The organism is Syntrophorhabdus sp. (genome assembly GCA_012719415.1).
Taxonomy (GTDB): Bacteria; Desulfobacterota; Syntrophorhabdia; order Syntrophorhabdales; family Syntrophorhabdaceae; genus Delta-02.
In genome coordinates, this window is the sequence record JAAYAK010000072.1 from 93,929 (window position 1) to 113,518 (window position 19,590).

The following is a 19,590-nucleotide window of genomic DNA, read 5'->3' on the forward strand; positions in this document are numbered from 1 at the left end:
CTTGACAAAGTAGCGTACCTTATATTTATATAAGGACTTTGAGAACAGCCGTAGCGAACCTCGGCTTTCATCCAGTTAATGCATCATGAGAGGTGACCATCATGAGATCTGCAGCACCGAGCGACTCCCCGAGAACAGCAGCCGTGAGAAAGTCCGACAAGGACACGGCGATGAGAATACAGGGATTAGAGGAAACGAACGAAGCCCTGAAGATCCTCCTCGCCCGCGGAGAGGACGATAAGAAGCTTGTTGAGGACAGGATCAAGTCGAACGTGAAGGAGCTTGTCCTTCCCTACGTGGAAAAGCTGAAACTGACGGGACTCACCGTCGAACAGCAGACCTATCTCGAGATCATAGAGACGACCATCAAGAATGTGTTCTCATCGTTCCTGCAGAAGATAACGTCAAAGCAGTATCATTTCACGCCCAAAGAGATCCAGGTGGCCACACTGATCCGCGAGGGGAAGACGACGAAGCAGATCGCCGATATCATGAAGGTCACGCGCAGCGCCATCGGGCTGCATCGCCATCATATCAGGAACAAGCTGGGCCTCGGCAAGGCCAAGGTGAACTTAAGGTCCTACCTCTTGTCCCTGCAGTAGGAACGGACTCATTTCGCGACGGCGAAGACCTGATCATTGGCTATAATTTGGTATTGCCATCCTGTGGTTCTATGCTATAATCAGCGTGCGAGCTTTCCACTGTGTCATATTCGAACTAAAACTGAATACTGATCCACCGAATCAAGGATGATCTTGAGCCGAATATTCGTAAAGGAGAGAGCGAATGAACAGGTATCCAGAGATCGCTGACAGGTTGATGGGTCTCGATGAGGCCGTCTCACGGTTCGTAAAGGATGGTTGCCAGCTAGCCATAGGGGGGTTCACCATTACCCGCAATCCGATGGCGGTCGCGTACGAGATCGTGCGCCAGAGGGTGAAGGACATCCACCTCGTCTGCCATTCCCACGGGCAGGCGCTCGATGTCCTTATAGGCGCGGGGTGTGTCAGGAGACTGGAGATAGCTTACGGGGGCAACGGGCGCTACGCGCCGACGTGCGTGAGGTTCAAGAAGGCCGTACAGCGAGCGGAGATAGAGTTCGAGGACTACTCGAACTACCAGATGTCGTTGAGATTCCTCGCGGGAGCGTTGAGCATCCCCTTCATCCCGACCAAGTCCGGGCTCGGGTCCGACCTCATGAACTATGAAGGTTTCCCGGCCGATATCAGGCTGGAGGAGAAGGTGGCGAGCAAAAAGTACGCGAAGATGCAGAACCCCTTTCGTGACGAAAAGGACGAAGTGGTCCTCCTGCCGGCTCTGACGCCTGATGTCACCATACTGCATGCGCAGTTCGTCGGTGACGACGGCACGGTGCGGATGAAGGGTCTGACCTTTGCGGATCTGGAGCAGGCCAAGGCGGCTGATGTGGTGATCGTTACCTGCGAGGATATAGTACCGAGGTCGTTCATTCGGACGGATCCCGATCAGAATTCATTGCCTCCCTTTTTTGTGGACGCCATTGTCAAGGTTCCCTATGGTGCGCATCCTACGGCATGCTACGGCTTCTACGATTACGATCCGAGACACCTCAATCTTTACCGCAAGATGGCCGAGGATGACGCCCTCTTCAAGGAGTATCTCGAGGAATGGGTCTACGGGGTCGGTTCCTGGGAAGACTATCTCACAAAGGTGGGAATGGAGATGATACTCAAGATCAAGGCCAATCCCGTGATCGGATACGCGCCGGGACTCGACAGGAAATAAGGAGGCTATCTCATGATCCAGTACAGCGACAATGAAATGATGGCTCTGGCGGCAGGGCGGTTCATAAAGGATGGCGACATAGTGTTCGCGGGAACAGGCGTGTCCATACTGGCGGCCACCGCTGCGAAGAGGATCTTCGCTCCGAAGGCGGTCATATTCTTCGAGACGGGAGGTATCGACCCGTCTCTCGACGAGATACCGATGGCTGTTGCTGACCTGAGGGCGATGGCTGGCACGTCGCTCAATTCCGGGCTCATAGAGGCTTTCTCGATAGTCGGCCATCGCAAGCTGCATACCGTCGCCTTCCTGGGGGCGGCCCAGATAGACCGGTACGGAAACCTCAACACCACCTGCATCGGCGACTACTTCAAGCCCAAGACCCGTTTCTCCGGCAGCGGGGGCGCCTGTGACGTGGCGACCTACGCGTCGGGGGTGATAACCTTCATGCAGCACGAGAAACGCAGGTTTGTCGAGAAGTTGGATTACCTCACCAGTGTCGGCTGGTACAAGGGCGGCAACTCGCGAAAAGAGCTCGGCCTGAGGCGCGGGGGCGCCCTGGCGGTTGTTACCAATCTCGGCGTGCTCAAGTTTCACGAAGAGACGAAGGAAATGTACCTCACGGAGTATTTCCCGGGTGTTACAGTGGAGAGGATAGTGGAGAGCACCGGTTTCCCCATAGACACGTCCATGGCCGTGGAAGCGGAACTCCCCACCCCCGGTGAGCTCCAGATACTGCGCGAAGAGGTGGACCCCCAGCGCCTCATCTGCCAGGTCATCCTGGAGGCGCCGCAGCGGTAAAGACCGTTAGAACCGTTAGAACCGTTGGAACCGTTAGAACCGTTGGAACCGTTAGAACCGTTAAAGCCGTTAAAGGTTATGGCAGATTTGGTTCCTATATCCCTGATGGTCTTCCGTCTACATCAGGGATCGTCCTTCTTTCGATCAAACGGCTCAAACCGTTCTAACGGTTCTAACGGCTTTAACGGCTCCTTTCTATTGCTAATTTCGCAGAATTAGGTTTATAATAAGGCAGTTTTCAAGGGACTTTAAAGTCCCTTTTTCATGTCGGAGGTATTATGAAGGTTCAGGTTGAAGCGCTCGACAGCGTGAGAAAGAAAGTTGAAGTTCTTCTTCCCCGGGAGACCGTTTCCGGGATAAGGGAATCCATTTATGATGAGATAAGAAGAAGTGCGAAGATCAAAGGGTTCAGGCAGGGAAAGGTCCCGAGAGCCATCATCACCCAGTACTACAAGGAATATATCGAGGAAGAGACACGGAAGAGGATGCTTCAGAATACCATGTTCGACGCGCTGAAAGAGGCGAATGTGGAGCCTGTCACGGAGCCAGTGGCCGATTTTCTGGAAGGCGACGAGCCGGGCTACACACTTGAATGCGAGGTTCTTCCCGAGATCGAACTGCCCGAATACAAGGGCGTTAAGATCGAGGCGGAGCCCATCAGCATATCCGATGAGGACGTGGAGCATCGCATCGAGAGCATGCGTCAGTTCCATGCCAGCTTCGAGGCGAAGGAAGGCGAAGCGACGGCGCAGAAGGGCGACTTCGTTATCATCAAGTACCAGGGATACCGTGACGGAGAGGCGTTGAAGCAGATCGCGGCTGACGGTTATCCCCTTGAGCTCGGGAACGCGATGCTCATGCCCGAGTTCGAAGATGCCGTCATCGGTATGAAGGAGAACGAGGAGAGGGACGTGGAGGTGACCTTTCCTGACGATTATCCCGACAAGGACATCGCGTCGAAGAAGATCCTTTTCAAGGTCACCATGAAGGAGATCAAGCAGAAGGTGCTCCCTGAGGTCAACGACGAGTTCGCCAAAGACATGAGCTTTGAGAACCTCGAGGTGATGCGCAAGGGCGTGAGGGAAGAGCTGGTGAAGGAGAAGGAAGGCTTCCGCAAGAGCGAGCTAACCCGGAAGGCGCTGGACACGCTTCTCAAGGACAGGGAGATCCCCGTTCCGAAAAGGTTCCTGGAGAAACGCGTGCACGGAATGATAGAGGAAGCCCAATCACGCTACCAGACAGACAAATTGTCTGCCGAGGAACTGCAGTCCATGTCCGAAAGGATGCATGCCGATTTCGGAAAACGGGCCGAGGAACGGATCAAGGCCGAGATCGTCCTCGCCCGGATCGCGGAGAAGGAAGGCATCAAGGCGGACGACAGGGATGTGGAAGAACGTCTGAAAACGATTGCAGAAGATGCCAACAAGACATACAATGAGGTCAAGGGCATTTATGAGCAGTACGGTCTCGTGGCAGGGCTCAGGGACAACATCGTTGAAGAGAAAGCCATAGACTTCGTGCTTGCCAATGCAGTGGTAAAGGATGTGCCGAAGGAGAAAGAATGAGTCTTGTACCGATAGTCATCGAGAAGGACGGAAGGGGCGAGCGGGCGTATGACATATACTCGCGGCTTCTCAAGGAGCGCATTGTCTTCCTGGGCACAGGGATCGACGATATGGTGGCGAACATCATCATCGCCCAGCTCCTGTTCCTCGAATCCGAAGACCCGTCAAAGGACATATATCTTTACATCAACAGCCCGGGGGGCATCATCACCAGCGGGCTTGCCATCTATGACACGATGCAGTATATAAAGGCGCCTGTCGTGACCACCTGCATCGGGCAGGCCGCAAGCATGGGAGCGGTGCTCCTTGCCGGGGGAGAGAAAGGCAAGCGTTTCGCGCTGCCTCACTCGCGGATCCTCATCCATCAGCCGCTTGGCGGAGCGCAGGGGCAGGCGAGCGATATCGACATCCAGGCAAAAGAGATACTGAGAATGCGGGAATCGATCAACACCATACTCGTGAGACATACCGGTCAGCCTCTAGAGAAGGTCGCGAAGGACACGGAACGCGATTATTTCATGGACGCACAGCAAGCCATAGAGTATGGTATAGTAGATCAGATCCTTGAGAAGAGGTTGTAGAACATGATCAAAAAGACAAACGGCAGGACCATCAAGCTCAACTGCTCTTTCTGCGGAAAGAGCCAGGACGAGGTCAAGAAGCTGATAGCCGGACCGATGGTTTACATTTGCGACGAATGTATCGAACTGTGCAACGAGATAATACAGGAAGAGGCCAAGAAGGAACGTTTCGACTATATTAAGACGGCGATCCCGAAGCCCCACGAGATAAACAAGCTCCTCGATGATTTCGTCATCGGGCAGGACCACGCGAAGAAGGTGCTTTCCGTCGCGGTCTACAACCACTACAAGAGGATAGAATCAAAGACGCAGTTCGACGATGTGGAGATCCAGAAGAGCAATATCCTGCTCATCGGTCCCACGGGCTCGGGGAAGACGCTCCTCGCGCAGACGCTGGCCAAGATACTCCATGTGCCCTTCACCATCGCGGATGCGACCACGCTCACCGAGGCGGGGTACGTCGGCGAGGACGTGGAGAACATCATCCTGTACCTGCTTCAGTCGGCCGACTACAACGTTGAACGGGCGGAGCGGGGCATAGTGTACATCGACGAGATCGACAAGATCTCACGCAAGACGGACAGTCCATCGATAACCCGTGACGTTTCCGGGGAAGGGGTCCAGCAGGCCCTCCTCAAGATAATCGAGGGCACCGTCGCGAACGTGCCGCCCAAAGGCGGCAGGAAGCATCCCCAGCAGGACTACATAAAGGTCGATACATCGAACATACTTTTCATCTGCGGGGGCGCGTTCCACAGCATCGAGGGCCTCATAGCAAGCAGGATAGGGAAGAAGAGCATCGGATTCGGTGTCGACGTGGAAGGCGGAAGGGACAAGATGTATTCCGAGCTCATCCGGGACATCCAGCCCGAAGACCTTCTCAAATACGGGCTCATACCCGAGTTCATCGGCCGTCTGCCCATCACGGCAACCCTCGAGGAACTCTCCGAGGAGAACCTGGTGGAGATCCTGAAGAGGCCGAGGAACGCCATTGTTAAGCAGTACAAGAAGCTTTTCGACCTCGAGAACGTCAAGCTTACCTTCACTGAAGGGTCGCTCCGCGGCATCGCCAGGGAGGCCATGAAGAAGAAGACCGGGGCCCGTGGTTTGCGGTCGATCATGGAGAAGGTGATGCTCGACGTCATGTACGAGATACCCTCGCTGTCCAATGTCAAAGAGTGTGTCATCAGCGAAGAGGTGATCGTCAACCACGAAAGGCCCATCCTCATCTACGAAGAAGAGGCCGAGAGTGCGTGAGAGGTTGACATTTCACGGTGAACCTGTTATATTCACCCCTGTTGGGCGGATAGCTCAGCGGGAGAGCATCGGCCTTACAAGCCGAGGGTCGCAGGTTCAAAACCTGTTCCGCCTACCATTTACGCGGGGTCGTAGTTAAGCCTGGTTATAACGCCGGCCTGTCACGCCGGAGGCCGCGAGTTCAATTCTCGTCGACCCCGCCATTTTTGATACATAGACTGGTATCTGTATGGCTATGAACCTCATCATCTGCATACACAATCATCAACCAGTCGGCAATATGGACCACATTCTGGAAGAGGCCTATACGCGTTCGTATATGCCTTTTTTTTCTGTCCTGAAGGACTTCCCGGAGATCAAGGTCAACATCCATTTCACGGGCTTCCTTTTTGAATGGCTGAAAGAGAACAAGCCCGGATACATAACTCTCCTTAAGTCCCTCTGCGACAGGGGCCAGCTCGAGGTCCTTTCGGGGGGAATGTACGAGCCCATCCTCGCGCTTCTTCCCGAGGACGACGCCCGCGCGCAGATACGGCTCCACCTCGACCTGATGGAAGAGACCTTCGGTGTGCGCCCCCGCGGCATGTGGCTGGCGGAGCGGGTCTACGAGCCGCAGCTGCCGAAGGTCATGGCGCGGGCCGGGATCGAATACACCGTCATTGACGACAATCATTTCAAATCCGTTGGTCTGAGGGATGAGGAACTCCACGGTTACTTCATCACCGAGGCTGGCGGCGAGAAGCTTTCCATCTTCCCCGGTTCCGAGCTGCTGAGGTACGTCATTCCTTTCAAGAGCATCGAGACAGTGAATGAGAGTTTCCGGGACATGGCGGCTGCCGGCGCCGACGTTGCCGTGTTCGCCGACGATGGGGAAAAGTTCGGGCTCTGGCCGGGCACGTTCGACTACGTCTATGACAGGGAGCACTGGCTCGAATCGTTCTTCCGGTACCTCAGCGATAACGCCGACTGGCTGCAGACGGTGACGTTCAGTGACTATATGGCCGCGGTGCCGCCCAGGGGCCGGATATACCTTCCCTGCGAATCTTACAGGGAGATGGAGGAGTGGTGCCTTCCCGCTCCGCGGGCGAGGGAATACTCCGAGCTCCTCCACGCGGAGGACCTTGAATACCGTGATTTTCTGAGAGGCGGCTATTACAGGCATTTTCTCGTGAAGTACAGCGAGAGCAACGACATGCACAAGAGGATGATGCGCCTTTCAAAAGCGGCGAAGATGAACCCCGAGGCGAAAAGGCACGTCTACATGGCACAGGCCAACGACAGCTACTGGCACGGGGTCTTCGGCGGCCTGTACCTGCCGCACCTGAGGGGGTCGGTCTGGCGTCATCTCATCGAGGCGGCGAAGCTGCTCGATCCAAAGAAACCCTTCGTCAAAGGATATATCGAGGACATCAATCTCGACGGTCACGACGAGGCCGTGATCAGGAACAACGAGATGGAGGCATCCTTTCGCCTGAGAGAAGGAGGGGTGCTGTACGGTCTCGACTACAAGCCTTCGTCCGTCAATATCATGGCCACGCTCAAGAGGCGGTACGAAGGGTACCATGAAAAGATCAGGGAGGCTGTCAGCCAGTCCTCCGCTGACGGAACAAAGACGATCCACGACATGGTGATGGCAAAAGAGGAGGGGCTTGAGCGCTTTCTCCACTACGATTGGCACCGCAGGGCCTCCCTCGTGGACCACGTTCTGGGAACGGACGCCACGCTGGAGGCGTTTTACCGGTGTGAATGCGTCGAGCCCGGCGATTTCGTTATGGAGCCCTACACCGCGGCAATGGAGAAGGGGAAGAGAACAGTGGAGCTCCTGCTGCGGCGGGACGGGAATTTCCGGGTGGCCGATGGTGTCCTGCCCCTTTCCATCGGGAAGAGGGTCTCCGTCGGGGAAGGGACCGCGGAATTCACCGTTGACTATGATCTTGCGGGGGATGTGAATGTCCCCTTCCTCTTCGGGGTGGAGTTCAACTTCGCCTTTCTGGGAAGCGGAGGGGACCGTTACCTGGAGACAGAGAGGGGCAGATATCCGCTGACGCTCCAGGATATCCTCGGGCCGGCCGCGAACCTGAGGTTCCATGACCCCTACCAGGACATCGAGGTCTTCCTGGAACTTGGGGAGGCCGCGGAACTCTGGACCTTTCCCGTTGAGGTCGTCTCCCTTTCGGAAAACGGTTTCGAGCGCAATTATCAGAGCACCATGGTCATGCCTGTCTGGCGCGTCGACCTTGCCAGTGGCCCGAGGCACATCTCTCTCAAGGTCCGGATGGATAAGGCCCGTCAGGCCTGACCTCACGTGCGGTCTCAGCCAATAATGGAACGCTGAACGGACGAGGAGGCCAATGCCCAGGGTTTCCGTCATCATCACAACCTTCAACCGCCGTCACTTCCTTAAAGAAGCCCTCGCATCGGTCCTGGCCCAGGATTACCGGGACAAGGAGATCATCGTGGTCGACGACGGATCCACGGACGGGTCACGGGACGAGGTCGCCGGACTCCCGGTGAGGTACGCCTGGAAAGAGAACGGCGGGATCTCGAGCGCCAGGAACGCGGGGCTCGCAATTGCCCGCGGCGACTACATTGCCTTTCTCGATGTCGACGATCTCTGGAAGAAGAAGAAGCTTTCCATCCAGATGGACGAAATGGAGCAAACGGGCACGCCGCTCACCTACACGGACGAGATATGGATACGCAACGGGGAAAGGCTCAACCAGAGACTGCGGCACCGCAAGTTCTCGGGGGAGATCTTCGAACACTGCCTGCCCCTGTGCATCATCAGCGCGTCGTCGGCGGTCATCCACCGGGGTGTTTTCGATGCCGTGGGTGCTTTCGATGAGTCCCTGCCCGTTTGCGAGGACTACGACATGTGGCTCCGTATCACCGCACGGTTCCCTGTGACCTTCATCGAAAGGCAGCTCATCATCAAGCGGGGAGGCCATCCCGATCAGCTTTCACGGGCCTATGACGGTATGGACCGATTCAGGATAGCGAGCATCGTGAAGGTCCTCGATAGCGGCGCCCTGTCTCACGGACAGACCCGGAAGGCGATCGAGGAGCTCCGAGCAAAATGCCGCATTTACGGGGTCGGTGCCATGAAAAGAGGCAAGAAGGAAGAAGGGGAGCGCTATCTCAAACTGGCATCGGTCTATGAAGAAAGAGCGACCCCGGGGAAACAGATCAGTTCAGGTTCTTGATCTCCGCGTCTATCCTGGCCTTGTGTGTAACGGTATCGGAGATTATCTCCTTCATGAGACCGAGATATTCGGTGTCACCGGTCTTGACGATCTCGCCATAACGTTGTTCCATGATCGATTGTTCCAGGTCCCGGGCCAGAAAGAGGGCGTTTCTCCTCTGGAGGGCGCCCGTCCTTACCTTCTCCGTATTGCCTCTGATACCCTTGACGAAGGTTTGGACGGCCACAATGTTGAAGGGGCGGCCCCTCTCGAAGCGCTCCGGTTTTTGGGTGATGATGTCCTTCATTCTCTCGATATTGCGCGCGTGTCTATTCTCTTCCTCCTCAATGCCGGACCAGAAAGCTCGCGTATCCTGCCAGGCCTCACCGCAGACATGATAAAGCTCCGCGAGCGCCGATTCCGCCTCCGCCATAAAGGACAGGACGTTCAAGATACCGCTCAATTCTCCCGATGTCGTCAGATCCATAGCCACCTCGTTGCTTCGCCGGGCATCTCTTCCGGTGCCTGCCCCGGCGGTATCGTTGAAAAACTACCAGAAGCGGCGAACATATTCAACGCTAAAGATGGGGCATCGAGCCACCGGACTTGAGAAATGGGACAGAAACCTGTATATTTATCAATGCTTTCAGGTGAAGTTCAAACCTTTCTCACGAAAAAGGAGCCCACGTATGCCCTATGACGCGACAAAGATGGCGGACTGGCAGATATCCGAGGCCGCCGAGGAGAGGATGAAGAGTATCCAGCAACTCAGCGATGAGATGGGTCTCGGTGATGGCGAGGTCATACCGTACGGCAAGGTGGGACGACTGAATTATGCCGCGATCATGCAGCGCATGGGGGAGAGGGCGAACGGAAAGTACATAGACGTCACGGCCATAACCCCCACTCCCCTCGGTGAAGGCAAGACGACAACAACGGTCGGTCTTCTCGAGGGGCTGGGAAAGAGGGGCCGAAATGTGGGAGGGGCCATTCGACAGCCCTCGACAGGTCCGACGATGAACGTCAAGGGGAGCGCGGGAGGCGGAGGAAACGCTCAGGTCGTGCCGCTGACGGAGTTCTCCCTGGGTCTGACCGGTGACATAGACCGCATCATGAACGCCCATAACATCGCCATGGTCGCCCTCACCGCGCGGATGCAGCACGAACGCAACTACGGTGACAGCGAGCTGGCGAAGAGAGGTCTTAAGCGTCTCGACGTGGACCCCACCAATATCCAGATGGGATGGGTCATAGACTTCTGCGCCCAGGCGCTCCGCAACATTGTCGTCGGGATGGGTGGAAGGATGGATGGCTTCACGATGCAATCCCATTTCGATATCGGGGTCAGCTCCGAACTCATGGCCATCCTGTCTATCGTGCGGGACCTCAAGGACCTGCGCAAACGTATCGGCGAGATCACCGTCGCCTACCGCAAGAATGGTGAGCCTGTCACCACCGAGGACCTCGAGGTGGCAGGGGCGATGTGCGCCATCATGAAGGACACCATCAACCCCACCCTCCTGCAGACCGTGGAAGGCCAACCCATCATGGTACATGCCGGACCCTTCGGGAACATAGCCATCGGGCAATCGTCGATCATCGCCGACCTTTTGGGTCTTAAGCTTTTCGACTACCACGTCACCGAGAGTGGTTTTGGCGCGGACATCGGTTTTGAGAAGTTCTGGAACGTGAAGTGCAGACTGAGCGGTCTCAAACCCAGTGTCTCGGTGATCACCGCGACCATACGGGCCCTCAAGATGCATGGCGGAGGGCCGCGTGTGGCGCCGGGCATCCCGCTGCCGCAGGAATACACCCGGGAAGACCTGGGGCTGCTGGAGAAAGGTATCCCGAACCTCCTTCACCATGTGCGGATAGTCAAGATGTCCGGGATCAAGCCCGTGGTGTGTATAAACAGGTTTACGACGGACACGGATGACGAGATCGCGCTGGTGAGAAGGCACGCGGAGGCCGAGGGCGCTCGCGTTGCCGTATCGGAGCAGTGGCTGAAGGGCGGAGAGGGGGCTCTGGAGCTTGCCGACGCCGTTATCGACGCCTGCGATGAAAAGGTCGAGTTCGGATATCTTTATCCCCTTGAGATGCCTCTTATGCAAAGGGTCGACGTGATAGCGAAGAACATCTACGGTGCCGACGGCGTTCTGTGGATCCCCGAGGCGGAGGAGAAGGCGCGGCGCCTGGAGACGGATCCGGGGAAGAGCGACTATTACACCGTGATGGTCAAGAGCCACCTCAGCCTCTCCCACAAACCGGAGCTCAAGGGTGTCCCGAAAGGCTGGAGGCTTCCCGTCCGGGATATCCTTGTCTTCACCGGGGCGCGGTTCCTCTGCCCCGTCACCGGGGCCATAAGCCTCATGCCCGGCACCAGCTCCGACCCGGCCTTCCGCAGGATCGACGTCGACGTGGAGACGGGAAAAGTAAAGGGTCTTTTCTAGCGAAAAGCCCGAAAAGACCGTTCAAGAGTTCAAAAGTTCAAGGGTTCAAAGGTAAGACCCTTGAGACAGGGAACCTGCACCGTGTCACGTGCAGGCTCCCTGTCTCAAGACAATTCGCACAACGGTCGAAGGCATCCGGTGTTTTTTTCTTTTTACTCTTGAACTCTTGAACCCTTGAACCTTCTTTACTGTATTTCCCCCGTCTTCACGGAGAAGAGATAGGCCTGGTCGTCGTGGGTCTTGATGAGTATCGTGCCCTCTTTGTCGTTGTACTTCAATTCCTTCTGCCAGAAGAAATGGCTCACGGTGTGCTTTAGCTTCAACTGGTTCTTGATAAGGTCCCTGATGAGGTAGCTTTTCAGCTCCTTTCCGTTCTCGTAGAAGGCGAGCGCCAACTGCTCGACAGATGATGCCCAGGGCCCCATGCGGACGATGTGGCGGCCGTCCGAACTGGGGTAGACGGAGAAGGAATACCAGTGGACGGTCCACAGGGGGGTAGCGGAACCATCGTTCCTGTAAAGCCCCGATGTCGTGTAAGTTTTTCTCAGCTCCGGGTCTTTGCTCACCCATCTCTCCGGTGGAGCGAGCATCACGAAGATGTACTGTCCGTCCTCTGTCTCCTTCGCGTAATCGCGGGGAGGGGCGGGCGTATCGGCAAAGGCTGGAAGGCACAGCGCCAGGGACAGGACGATCAGCTGAAGGGCAAAGATGGATCTAACGGCGGCACTCATGGTCATTTCCTCCCGGATAATGTAGGAACCGGCCTATAGAGTACTACGATCGGCGGGACCAACACAAGGCCGGCGACCGTCATTCCACGGCTCCGATGTAGCGCAGGGACCCGGCTCTCCCGGAGAGGCACGACCAATCTGCCATTTTCCGTACCTGCCGGGAGAGGATCTCTTCCAGCCTTTCCTTTTGCTTATCGGCCATCTCCGCCCCCGTTCCTCTTGAGCTCCTCCACGACCTCATCCGTCGAGCGGACGTCTCCGAAGAAGAGTGTGATATTCTTCAGCGCGTTCCTGAGGAGGGCTGTGTCGGGTGAGGCTGTGGCGTCGGCGACGACCGTCACTTCGTAGTCAAGCTGCATGGCGTCCCTCGCGGTGGACTCGACGCAGACATTTGCCGCGACGCCTGTTATGATGAGCTGGGTCCTGTGCAGACTGTCCAGTTTCTGCCTGAGCTCCGGCGGGTTGGACAGGAATGCGCTGTAACGGTTCTTGAACACGATGTGGTCCCTGACGGGATCGACGTGCATGTCCCGAAATATCTCCGTGCCCTTTCCCTTGTTGCATATGGCCTTCACGTGGTCTTTGTTGTGGAATGCCCCATAGAGGCCTCCGGTGTCGCCTTCCGGCCCGCAGGTGATGTTCTGCCGCACCCATATCACGGGAACCCCCAGGGACCGGCAGTGATCCGCGAGGTTGTTGGTACGCGCTACGGTGGAGGCGATGCCGGACATGGGTGCTTCCCCGGAGGGCGCGCAGGAGAAGTTCTGCATGTCGATGATGACAAGGGCGGCTCTTGAAGGATCGAGATGGAAGATCTGCGCAGACCGTCCCGTCTGCTTGAGGGCAGGGGCAGTTTCCCGGCGGAGTTCCTCGAGCACTCCCTCTTTCGCGTCGCCGCCGGCCCCAAGGGTGACGACAGCGAAGCTCATCAGGCATCCCAGAACCTGGAGGGCAAGAATCGTTCCGGATACGGTCTTCATGGAGACTCCTCCTTTATTGGTGTGCCGTCGATACGCTTAAGGCGCGTATCAGGCTCTCGTCCGGTTGTCGTGAACTCCTAATTCTCTCCGTATTTCCACAGGCATGCAAGAAAAAATACACGTAACGGCCGGGGATGACAGGTTTGGCCCGGGGGTATTCCCCTGCGGGTTATCTTCCTTTATAATAGTCTGCAGGGCAGGGTGGTGCAGGCACGGATGAAGGGAACAAGGAAGACAGCGGCGCTGGCAGTGATGCTTCTCATGGCAATGGCGGTTGCGGGGTGTGATGTGCTGCAGGACCATTTCCTGTACTTTCCCGATCACGTCCGGCCCTCCGCCGGATCCCTGACGCAGCGGGGCCTGGCGTTCTGGATGGTGTCGGAGAATGATTACCGGGGACTTGTCAGCGCACCGGAAACGGACACCCCGGCAGGCACGGTCATCGTCTTCCACGGCAACGCGGGCAAGGCTGCCGACCGAGGGTTCTACGCGAAGACGCTCGTTCCTCTCAACTATCGCGTCATCCTCGCCGAGTATCCGGGTTACGGGGGGCGGCCAGGGAGCCGGGGAGAGGATCAATTCGTGAAGGATGCCCGCCGGACCGTCGAGGCTGCCTTCGCGGAGTACGGCGCGCCCATCTATCTGCTGGGAGAATCACTCGGCTGCGGTGTTGTGGCCGCGGTGGCCGGCAGGTCGCCGGTACCCGTGGAAGGGATCGTTCTTTTCACGCCCTGGGACAGCCTCCTGTCCGTGGCGGCTTCGCACGCGCCCGCTTTCATTGCCCGGCTTGTTCTGAAGGACCGTTACGACAGCGTGGCGAACCTGGCGACCTTTGGCGGTAAGACGGCGATCATCGGTGCCGAGCGCGATGACATCATCCCCGTGGGGCACGCTGAGGCCCTCTATGCTTCGATTCCCGGAAGGAAGCGGATGTGGACCATAAAGGGTGCCGGGCACAATGATTGGCCCATGTTCGCGAGCGATGCGATGTTGAGAGAGATAATGGATTTTGTAGTGAAATAGCGCCGGGGAACCTTCATCTTCCTCTTTGGCCGTGCCGCTGCCGGTCCAGCCTCAGCCGGGACGTCAGTCATGCTATTATGGCTTGTAGGCGTTTCACCCACATCTAATTCATCCCCATCCCGATACCAAAGACTCAGGATTTATTCTAACCTGATACTGTGGGATTGGTAACTGATGAGAGAATGCGGCTGTGAGTGCCGCATCGGTAAATCTGAAGGACAAGGAGAAGAAGAATGGCAAACGCTAACGAAACCGATTTCTACGACAAAGTATTTCCTGTTCCTGACAGGGTAAGGGAAAAATCGTACATCAAGAGCAGGGAAGAGTACGAAAAGCTCTACAAGGAGTCCATCGAAAACCCTGACGCCTTCTGGGCGAAAGAGGCCGAAAAACGGCTTACCTGGTTCAAACCCTTTGACAAGAAAAAGATCTCCGACTGGTCTTTCGGCGACGACCTGCACGTGAAATGGTTTGAGGGCGGCAAGCTGAACGCCAGCTACAACTGCCTCGACCGGCACCTGGAGACGAAGAAGAACAAAGCGGCCATCATCTTTGAAGGCAACGACCCCAATGACTGGAAGGTCTTCACCTACTGGGACCTGTACCGGGAAGTGAACAGGTTCGCCAACGTCCTGAAGGGCCTCGGCCTCAAAAAGGGTGATGTCGCTTCGATCTATCTCCCCATGATCCCCGAACTCGTCATCTCCATGCTTGCCTGCGCCAGGATAGGCGTGGTGCACGCCATCGTCTTCGGCGGTTTCTCGGCGGAGGCCTTGAGAGACAGGATCAACGACTGCAAATCCACAGTGCTCATCACCTGCGACGGTACCTACCGCGGTGCCAAGGCGGTCCCGCAGAAGGACAACGCGGACAAGGCAGCCGAGCAGTGCCCGTCCATCAAGACGGAGATCGTCGTGAAGCGTACCGGCACGCCCGTCACCATGAAAGAGGGCAGGGATGTCTGGTGGGATGACCTGATGGCAAAAGCTGACCGCTACTGCAAACCCGAGGAAATGGATGCCGAGGACCCGCTGTTCATCCTCTACACGTCAGGGTCCACGGGAACGCCCAAGGGTGTCCAGCACTCGACCGCGGGTTACCTCCTGTACGCGTCGATGACGCAGCAGCTTGCCTTCGACGTTCGCGAGGAAGATGTCTACTGGTGCACGGCCGATATCGGCTGGGTGACGGGGCACAGCTACGTCGCCTACGGGCCGCTTACCAACGGGCACACAAGCATCCTCTTCGAAGGCGTCCCCAGCTATCCCGGTTTCGACCGGTTCTGGCAGGTGGTCGAAAAATACAACGTCAACAACTTCTATACCGCCCCGACGGCCATCCGCGCCGTTGCCAAGGAAGGCGACGAGTGGGTCGAGAAACATGACCTCTCCTCCCTGCGCGTTCTCGGTTCCGTGGGAGAGCCCCTGAACCCTGAAGCCTGGTGGTGGTTCTACAACAAGGTCGGCGGCTCACGGTGCACGATCGTCGATACCTGGTGGCAGACGGAGAACGGCGGACACATGATCCTTCCTCTCCCCGGCGCGGTCGATATCAAGCCGGCAAAGTGCATGAGGCCTTTCTTCGGTGTTATCCCGGCCATCATGGACGAGGACGGCAAAGAGGTCGTGGGCCCGGGCAAGGGCGCGCTCTGCATGAAGACCGCATGGCCCGGCATGATGAGGGGTGTGTGGGGCAATCCCAAACTCTTTAAGGAGAATTACTTCTCCCAGTTCCCCGGCCTCTACTTCTCCGGCGACGGCGCGGAGAGGGATGCCGACGGCGACTACAAGATCACCGGAAGGATCGACGATGTTATCAACGTGTCCGGCCACAGGCTGGGTACCGCAGAGATTGAGGCGGCGCTGACGTCCCACCCGAAGGTCGCGGAATCAGCGGTCGTGGGCTTCCCGCATGACATCAAAGGTCAGGGTATCTACGCGTACGTGACCCTGAACACGGGCGTCGAGAAAGACGAGGCCCTGAAGAAGGATCTTGTCGCGCTGGTGCGCAAAGAGATCGGCCCCATCGCCACGCCTGACCTCATCCAGTGGGCGGACGGGCTTCCCAAGACACGGTCCGGCAAGATCATGCGTCGCGTGCTCAGGCAGGTCGCGGCCGAGAAGTTCGAGGACTTCGGCGACACCTCAACGCTGGCCGAGCCTCATGTGGTCGATGACCTGGTAGCGGAAAGAAAGAAGATAAAGTAAGGCAATAAAGAAGGACCCGGCCGGACGTCACGTCATCGGCCGGGTCCTTCTCCTGAAAATCTCAGGTGTTTTTCAAAGGAACTTCTGTCGATCGTACCCGTATTGCGATCGGCGTCTGCCAGAGTTGAGGGGGATAAATCTCTCCAACCCACATCTCCCTCAACTCACTATTCTATACTAAAACTCGGAAGAAAAGTAAAGAAAGAAGACGGTTAGAACCGTTAGAACCGTTGGAACCGTTGGAAGGATGGGAAGCACGAGGGTGTGCGGCGTAGTCCTGAGTAATCCGCCAAAGAGACTCTCTTCAACGTCCCGACGATTCAGATCGTTCTAACGGCTCTAACGGTGCCAACAGTTCTAACGGTTCTAACGGTCCTTTATTCCAGGCTTCTCGACATGAGGAGCATGTTGCGTTCCTTGGCGTGCATTGTGAAGTTGCAGTGGTTGAGGACCTTGTTCATGGGGAAGTTTTCCTGCACTATCTCGGCGTTGACGACGCGGACGCCGAGGTATCTTGAAAGGTCGAGGCAGGCCTCGAGGAGCAGACGGCCCAGCGTTTTCTTTTGCCATGAATCGGTGACGATGACGGCGTATTCGGCCTGGCCGGTCGTGCCGCACTTGATAAGGCGGGCTATGGCCACGAGTTTCCGGCTGTCCCCCTCGACGGTTTCGGCAACCACGGCGACCTCCTCCTCGGGGTCGAGGACGCAGTAACGGCGGGCGGCCTCGGGTGTAGGAGCAAAAGGTGAGAGGAAGCGCATCCACAGAGACCGGGGAGAGCAGCTTTTGACGAAGTCGGTCCAGAGGTCGATATCGTCCTGTGTGAGTAGCCTGAGGTGAACCTTCCGGCCGGCTATCTCGAAGGAACGGGCCGCCAGGAAGCCGTTGAGGTCGGCAAGGCGCGCCGCGGCGCGCCTGCGGCCGTGACGGTACATCTCCGCCAGGACCTCGACGGCCATCTCGGGAGTGGAGTATACGGGAATGCCTTTCTGTTCCATTTCAATGACATGGTCCATCATGAACTCCTTGCACGCCACGCAGCACAGGACCGGTTTTCCCCTGTAGTCGATGGAAGCCAGGGCTTCCACATAGGATCCCAGTATTTCGCCCTGAACGATGACGATCACCGCATGAACGTCCGGGCTTTCGACCCCGATCCTGATGAGCTCGCGCGCTTGTGAGGCATCCATGCTGAAGGAGCAGTCCAGGGGGTTCTGGACGTTGAGGTAATCGTCGAGATAGGGTGCCAGTCTGTCCTTCGATCGGGTATCCAGGTCCGCAAGCTTGAGGCCCCGGGTGTAGAGCATATCCGTGGCCGCGACACCAAGGGACCCCGTGTATGTCACGACGAAGACGCCGGGCCCCTTCGGCAAAGGTTGTTTGGAGAAGGCCCGCATGAGAGAGAAGAGGTGTTCGTTGTCCCGGGCCCGTATGATGCCGCTTTGCCGGAATGCCGCGGAGTTTATCTCATCGTTGCCGGCCATGGAGGCGGTGTGTGACGAGACGGCCTTCTTTCCCGCCTCCGTACGCCCTGTTTTGAGGGCGATGACGGGTTTCTTCGGGGAGACCCGTCCCGCCACCTCGGTAAGGCGCCGGCCGCTCGTCACGTCCTCCATGTACATCCCCACCACACGTATGTTTGGGTCCTCCCCCATGAATTCAAGGATATCGGCCTCGCTGATATCCATCTTGTTCCCGATGGTGGCGATCATCCCGAAGTCCATTATATTGTGCAGTCCCGTGAGCATCCCCGCCGCGTACACTCCTGCCTGGGCGATGAGCCCCACATTCCCCCTTTTGAGCTCACCGACGAGCCCTATCGATTGGACCATGTTGTGATGGGTGTTGATGATGCCTGAGCAGTTGGGGCCGAGCAACCGGCATCCTTTTTTCACGACAAGTTCCTTGATGCGGGCCTGTGTCTTTCTGCCGGCTTCACCCGTTTCCGCGAAGCCTGCCGTTTCCACCACGAGATGCCTGACGCCCTTCGCACAGCAGTCTTCGATGGCTTGCGGGGCCGCACCGGCCGGGACGATGATGATCACCGTATCCACCGGGTCCTTAACGTCGAGGATGGACGGATAGGCCCTGATCCCCAGCACCGATGCCTTGCGGGGATTTATGGGGTAGAGCTTTCCCGCGAACTGGTGGGAAAGGAGGTTGCGCATCACGTTGTACCCCAGTTTGCCCCCGGAATCGGTAGCTCCCAGTACGGCAATGCTTTCGGGATAGAAGAGCCCGTGAAGGTCGTCCTTTGCCCCGGGAGGCGCCTCGGGAGAGATCCGGGGGGAATGATCGATGAATATACGGGCGTCCGCCGCGACGCAACCGGTGGGATAGAGAAGAACGGGGTTCATATCGAGCTCCTTGAGCTCGGGGTACTTCATGGCAAGTTCGGAGACACCGAGGAGCATTTCCTCGAGGGCCGCAAGGTCGACGGAGACGCCACGGTATCCTTTCAGGATGGAGAAGCCCTTTATCTCCTTCATCATCTCCCGGGCGGAGTCCGCGGTTATCGGCAGGACCCTGAATGTCACATCTTTCAGGACCTCGGCAAAGACACCGCCCAGTCCGAACATGAGGACCGGCCCGAAACTGTCGTCGCGTGTGAATCCGACGATCGCCTCCACTCCCGGCGGAGCCATCCTTTGCACCGACACCCCCGTGATGCTCTTGCCGCTGAATGACGAGAGGATATCGCGGTGCGCTTGCCTGACGTCATCATCATTCCCGAGGTTCAGCTTCACGCCTCCCGCGTCGGTCTTGTGGACCACCTCGGGAGAGACGATCTTGAGGACGACGGGATAGGTGAGGTTCCGCGCCGCCTCGACGGCCTCTTCCCCGGAGGCGACGACGGTCGCGCCCGTTGTCCTTATACCGGCGCTCTCGAGGATCGCCTTGCTTTCGTGTTCCATAAGGAGATCGCGGCCCTCCGATCGTGAAAGATCCAGTATTCGCGAGATGGTACTGCGCCCGTTGCGGCCGCTCTTGATGGTTCTCTTTTCGTTCATCTTCGTCCACCTGTCCCGTCGCGTGAGCCTTTCCACGAATG

15 protein-coding genes and 2 tRNA genes are annotated in these 19,590 nt (G+C 57.3%); 13 read left to right on the forward strand and 4 right to left on the reverse strand.

What is annotated here, in order from left to right; translation table 11 throughout:
- The first annotated feature begins 101 nt into the window (after positions 1-101).
- From GXX82_04740 to GXX82_04785, 10 genes are all read left to right on the forward strand, one after another.
- Positions 102-602, forward strand: a complete 501-nt coding sequence (locus tag GXX82_04740; protein ID NLT22336.1) for a helix-turn-helix transcriptional regulator — start codon at positions 102-104, stop codon at positions 600-602.
- Between the two features lie 184 nt (positions 603-786).
- Entirely contained in the window at positions 787-1,764 is a 978-nt protein-coding gene (locus GXX82_04745) for a CoA transferase subunit A (GenBank protein ID NLT22337.1), read from the forward strand.
- 12 nt (positions 1,765-1,776) lie between these two features.
- Positions 1,777-2,562: a ketoacid-CoA transferase gene (locus GXX82_04750; GenBank protein ID NLT22338.1), complete on the forward strand. Its 786-nt coding sequence runs from the start codon at positions 1,777-1,779 to the stop codon at positions 2,560-2,562.
- A gap of 278 nt (positions 2,563-2,840) precedes the next feature.
- Positions 2,841-4,127, forward strand: a complete 1,287-nt coding sequence (tig, locus tag GXX82_04755; protein NLT22339.1) for a trigger factor — start codon at positions 2,841-2,843, stop codon at positions 4,125-4,127.
- Positions 4,124-4,708, forward strand: coding sequence for an ATP-dependent Clp endopeptidase proteolytic subunit ClpP (gene clpP, locus GXX82_04760; protein ID NLT22340.1), 585 nt, complete (start codon positions 4,124-4,126; stop codon positions 4,706-4,708). Before tig ends, clpP begins: the two co-directional genes overlap by 4 nt.
- Positions 4,709-4,714: 6 nt before the next feature.
- The gene (clpX, locus tag GXX82_04765; GenBank protein NLT22341.1) at positions 4,715-5,965 is read left to right on the forward strand and encodes an ATP-dependent Clp protease ATP-binding subunit ClpX; all 1,251 of its coding nucleotides are present in this window, start codon (positions 4,715-4,717) and stop codon (positions 5,963-5,965) included.
- Positions 5,966-6,008: 43 nt separating this feature from the next.
- Positions 6,009-6,083, forward strand: a tRNA-Val gene (locus GXX82_04770).
- Positions 6,084-6,090: 7 nt separating this feature from the next.
- Positions 6,091-6,168: transfer RNA gene (locus GXX82_04775), tRNA-Asp, on the forward strand.
- 77 nt (positions 6,169-6,245) lie between these two features.
- Positions 6,246-8,264, forward strand: coding sequence for a DUF1926 domain-containing protein (locus GXX82_04780; GenBank protein ID NLT22342.1), 2,019 nt, complete (start codon positions 6,246-6,248; stop codon positions 8,262-8,264).
- A 52-nt stretch (positions 8,265-8,316) separates the two neighbouring features.
- Entirely contained in the window at positions 8,317-9,168 is an 852-nt protein-coding gene (locus GXX82_04785; GenBank protein NLT22343.1) for a glycosyltransferase, read from the forward strand.
- Here GXX82_04785 and GXX82_04790 read toward each other — a convergent pair.
- Positions 9,152-9,634: a hypothetical protein gene (locus GXX82_04790; protein ID NLT22344.1), complete on the reverse strand. Its 483-nt coding sequence runs from the start codon at positions 9,632-9,634 to the stop codon at positions 9,152-9,154. The genes GXX82_04785 and GXX82_04790 overlap by 17 nt on opposite strands.
- Positions 9,635-9,836: 202 nt before the next feature.
- Between GXX82_04790 and GXX82_04795 the strand changes: the two genes are divergently transcribed.
- A complete protein-coding gene (locus GXX82_04795) occupies positions 9,837-11,597 on the forward strand; it encodes a formate--tetrahydrofolate ligase (protein NLT22345.1) in 1,761 nt (586 codons plus the stop codon).
- 185 nt (positions 11,598-11,782) lie between these two features.
- On the opposite strand, the gene GXX82_04800 is transcribed toward GXX82_04795, so the two are convergent.
- Both GXX82_04800 and GXX82_04805 read right to left on the reverse strand, forming a co-directional pair.
- Complete coding sequence (locus GXX82_04800; GenBank protein NLT22346.1) at positions 11,783-12,328, reverse strand: hypothetical protein; 546 nt, start codon at positions 12,326-12,328, stop codon at positions 11,783-11,785.
- Positions 12,329-12,519: 191 nt separating this feature from the next.
- On the reverse strand, positions 12,520-13,308 hold the full coding sequence (locus GXX82_04805) for a cysteine hydrolase (protein ID NLT22347.1): 789 nt from the start codon (positions 13,306-13,308) through the stop codon (positions 12,520-12,522).
- Positions 13,309-13,524: 216 nt separating this feature from the next.
- Here GXX82_04805 and GXX82_04810 point away from each other — a divergent pair, with 216 nt between their 5' ends.
- Together GXX82_04810 and acs are read left to right on the forward strand one after the other, a co-directional pair.
- A complete protein-coding gene (locus GXX82_04810; protein NLT22348.1) occupies positions 13,525-14,331 on the forward strand; it encodes an alpha/beta hydrolase in 807 nt (268 codons plus the stop codon).
- Between the two features lie 233 nt (positions 14,332-14,564).
- A complete protein-coding gene (gene acs / locus GXX82_04815) occupies positions 14,565-16,538 on the forward strand; it encodes an acetate--CoA ligase (protein ID NLT22349.1) in 1,974 nt (657 codons plus the stop codon).
- A 377-nt stretch (positions 16,539-16,915) separates the two neighbouring features.
- Here the strand turns inward: acs and GXX82_04820 are convergent, their stop codons facing one another.
- Complete coding sequence (locus tag GXX82_04820) at positions 16,916-19,549, reverse strand: acyl-CoA synthetase (protein NLT22350.1); 2,634 nt, start codon at positions 19,547-19,549, stop codon at positions 16,916-16,918.
- Positions 19,550-19,590 lie beyond the last annotated feature (41 nt).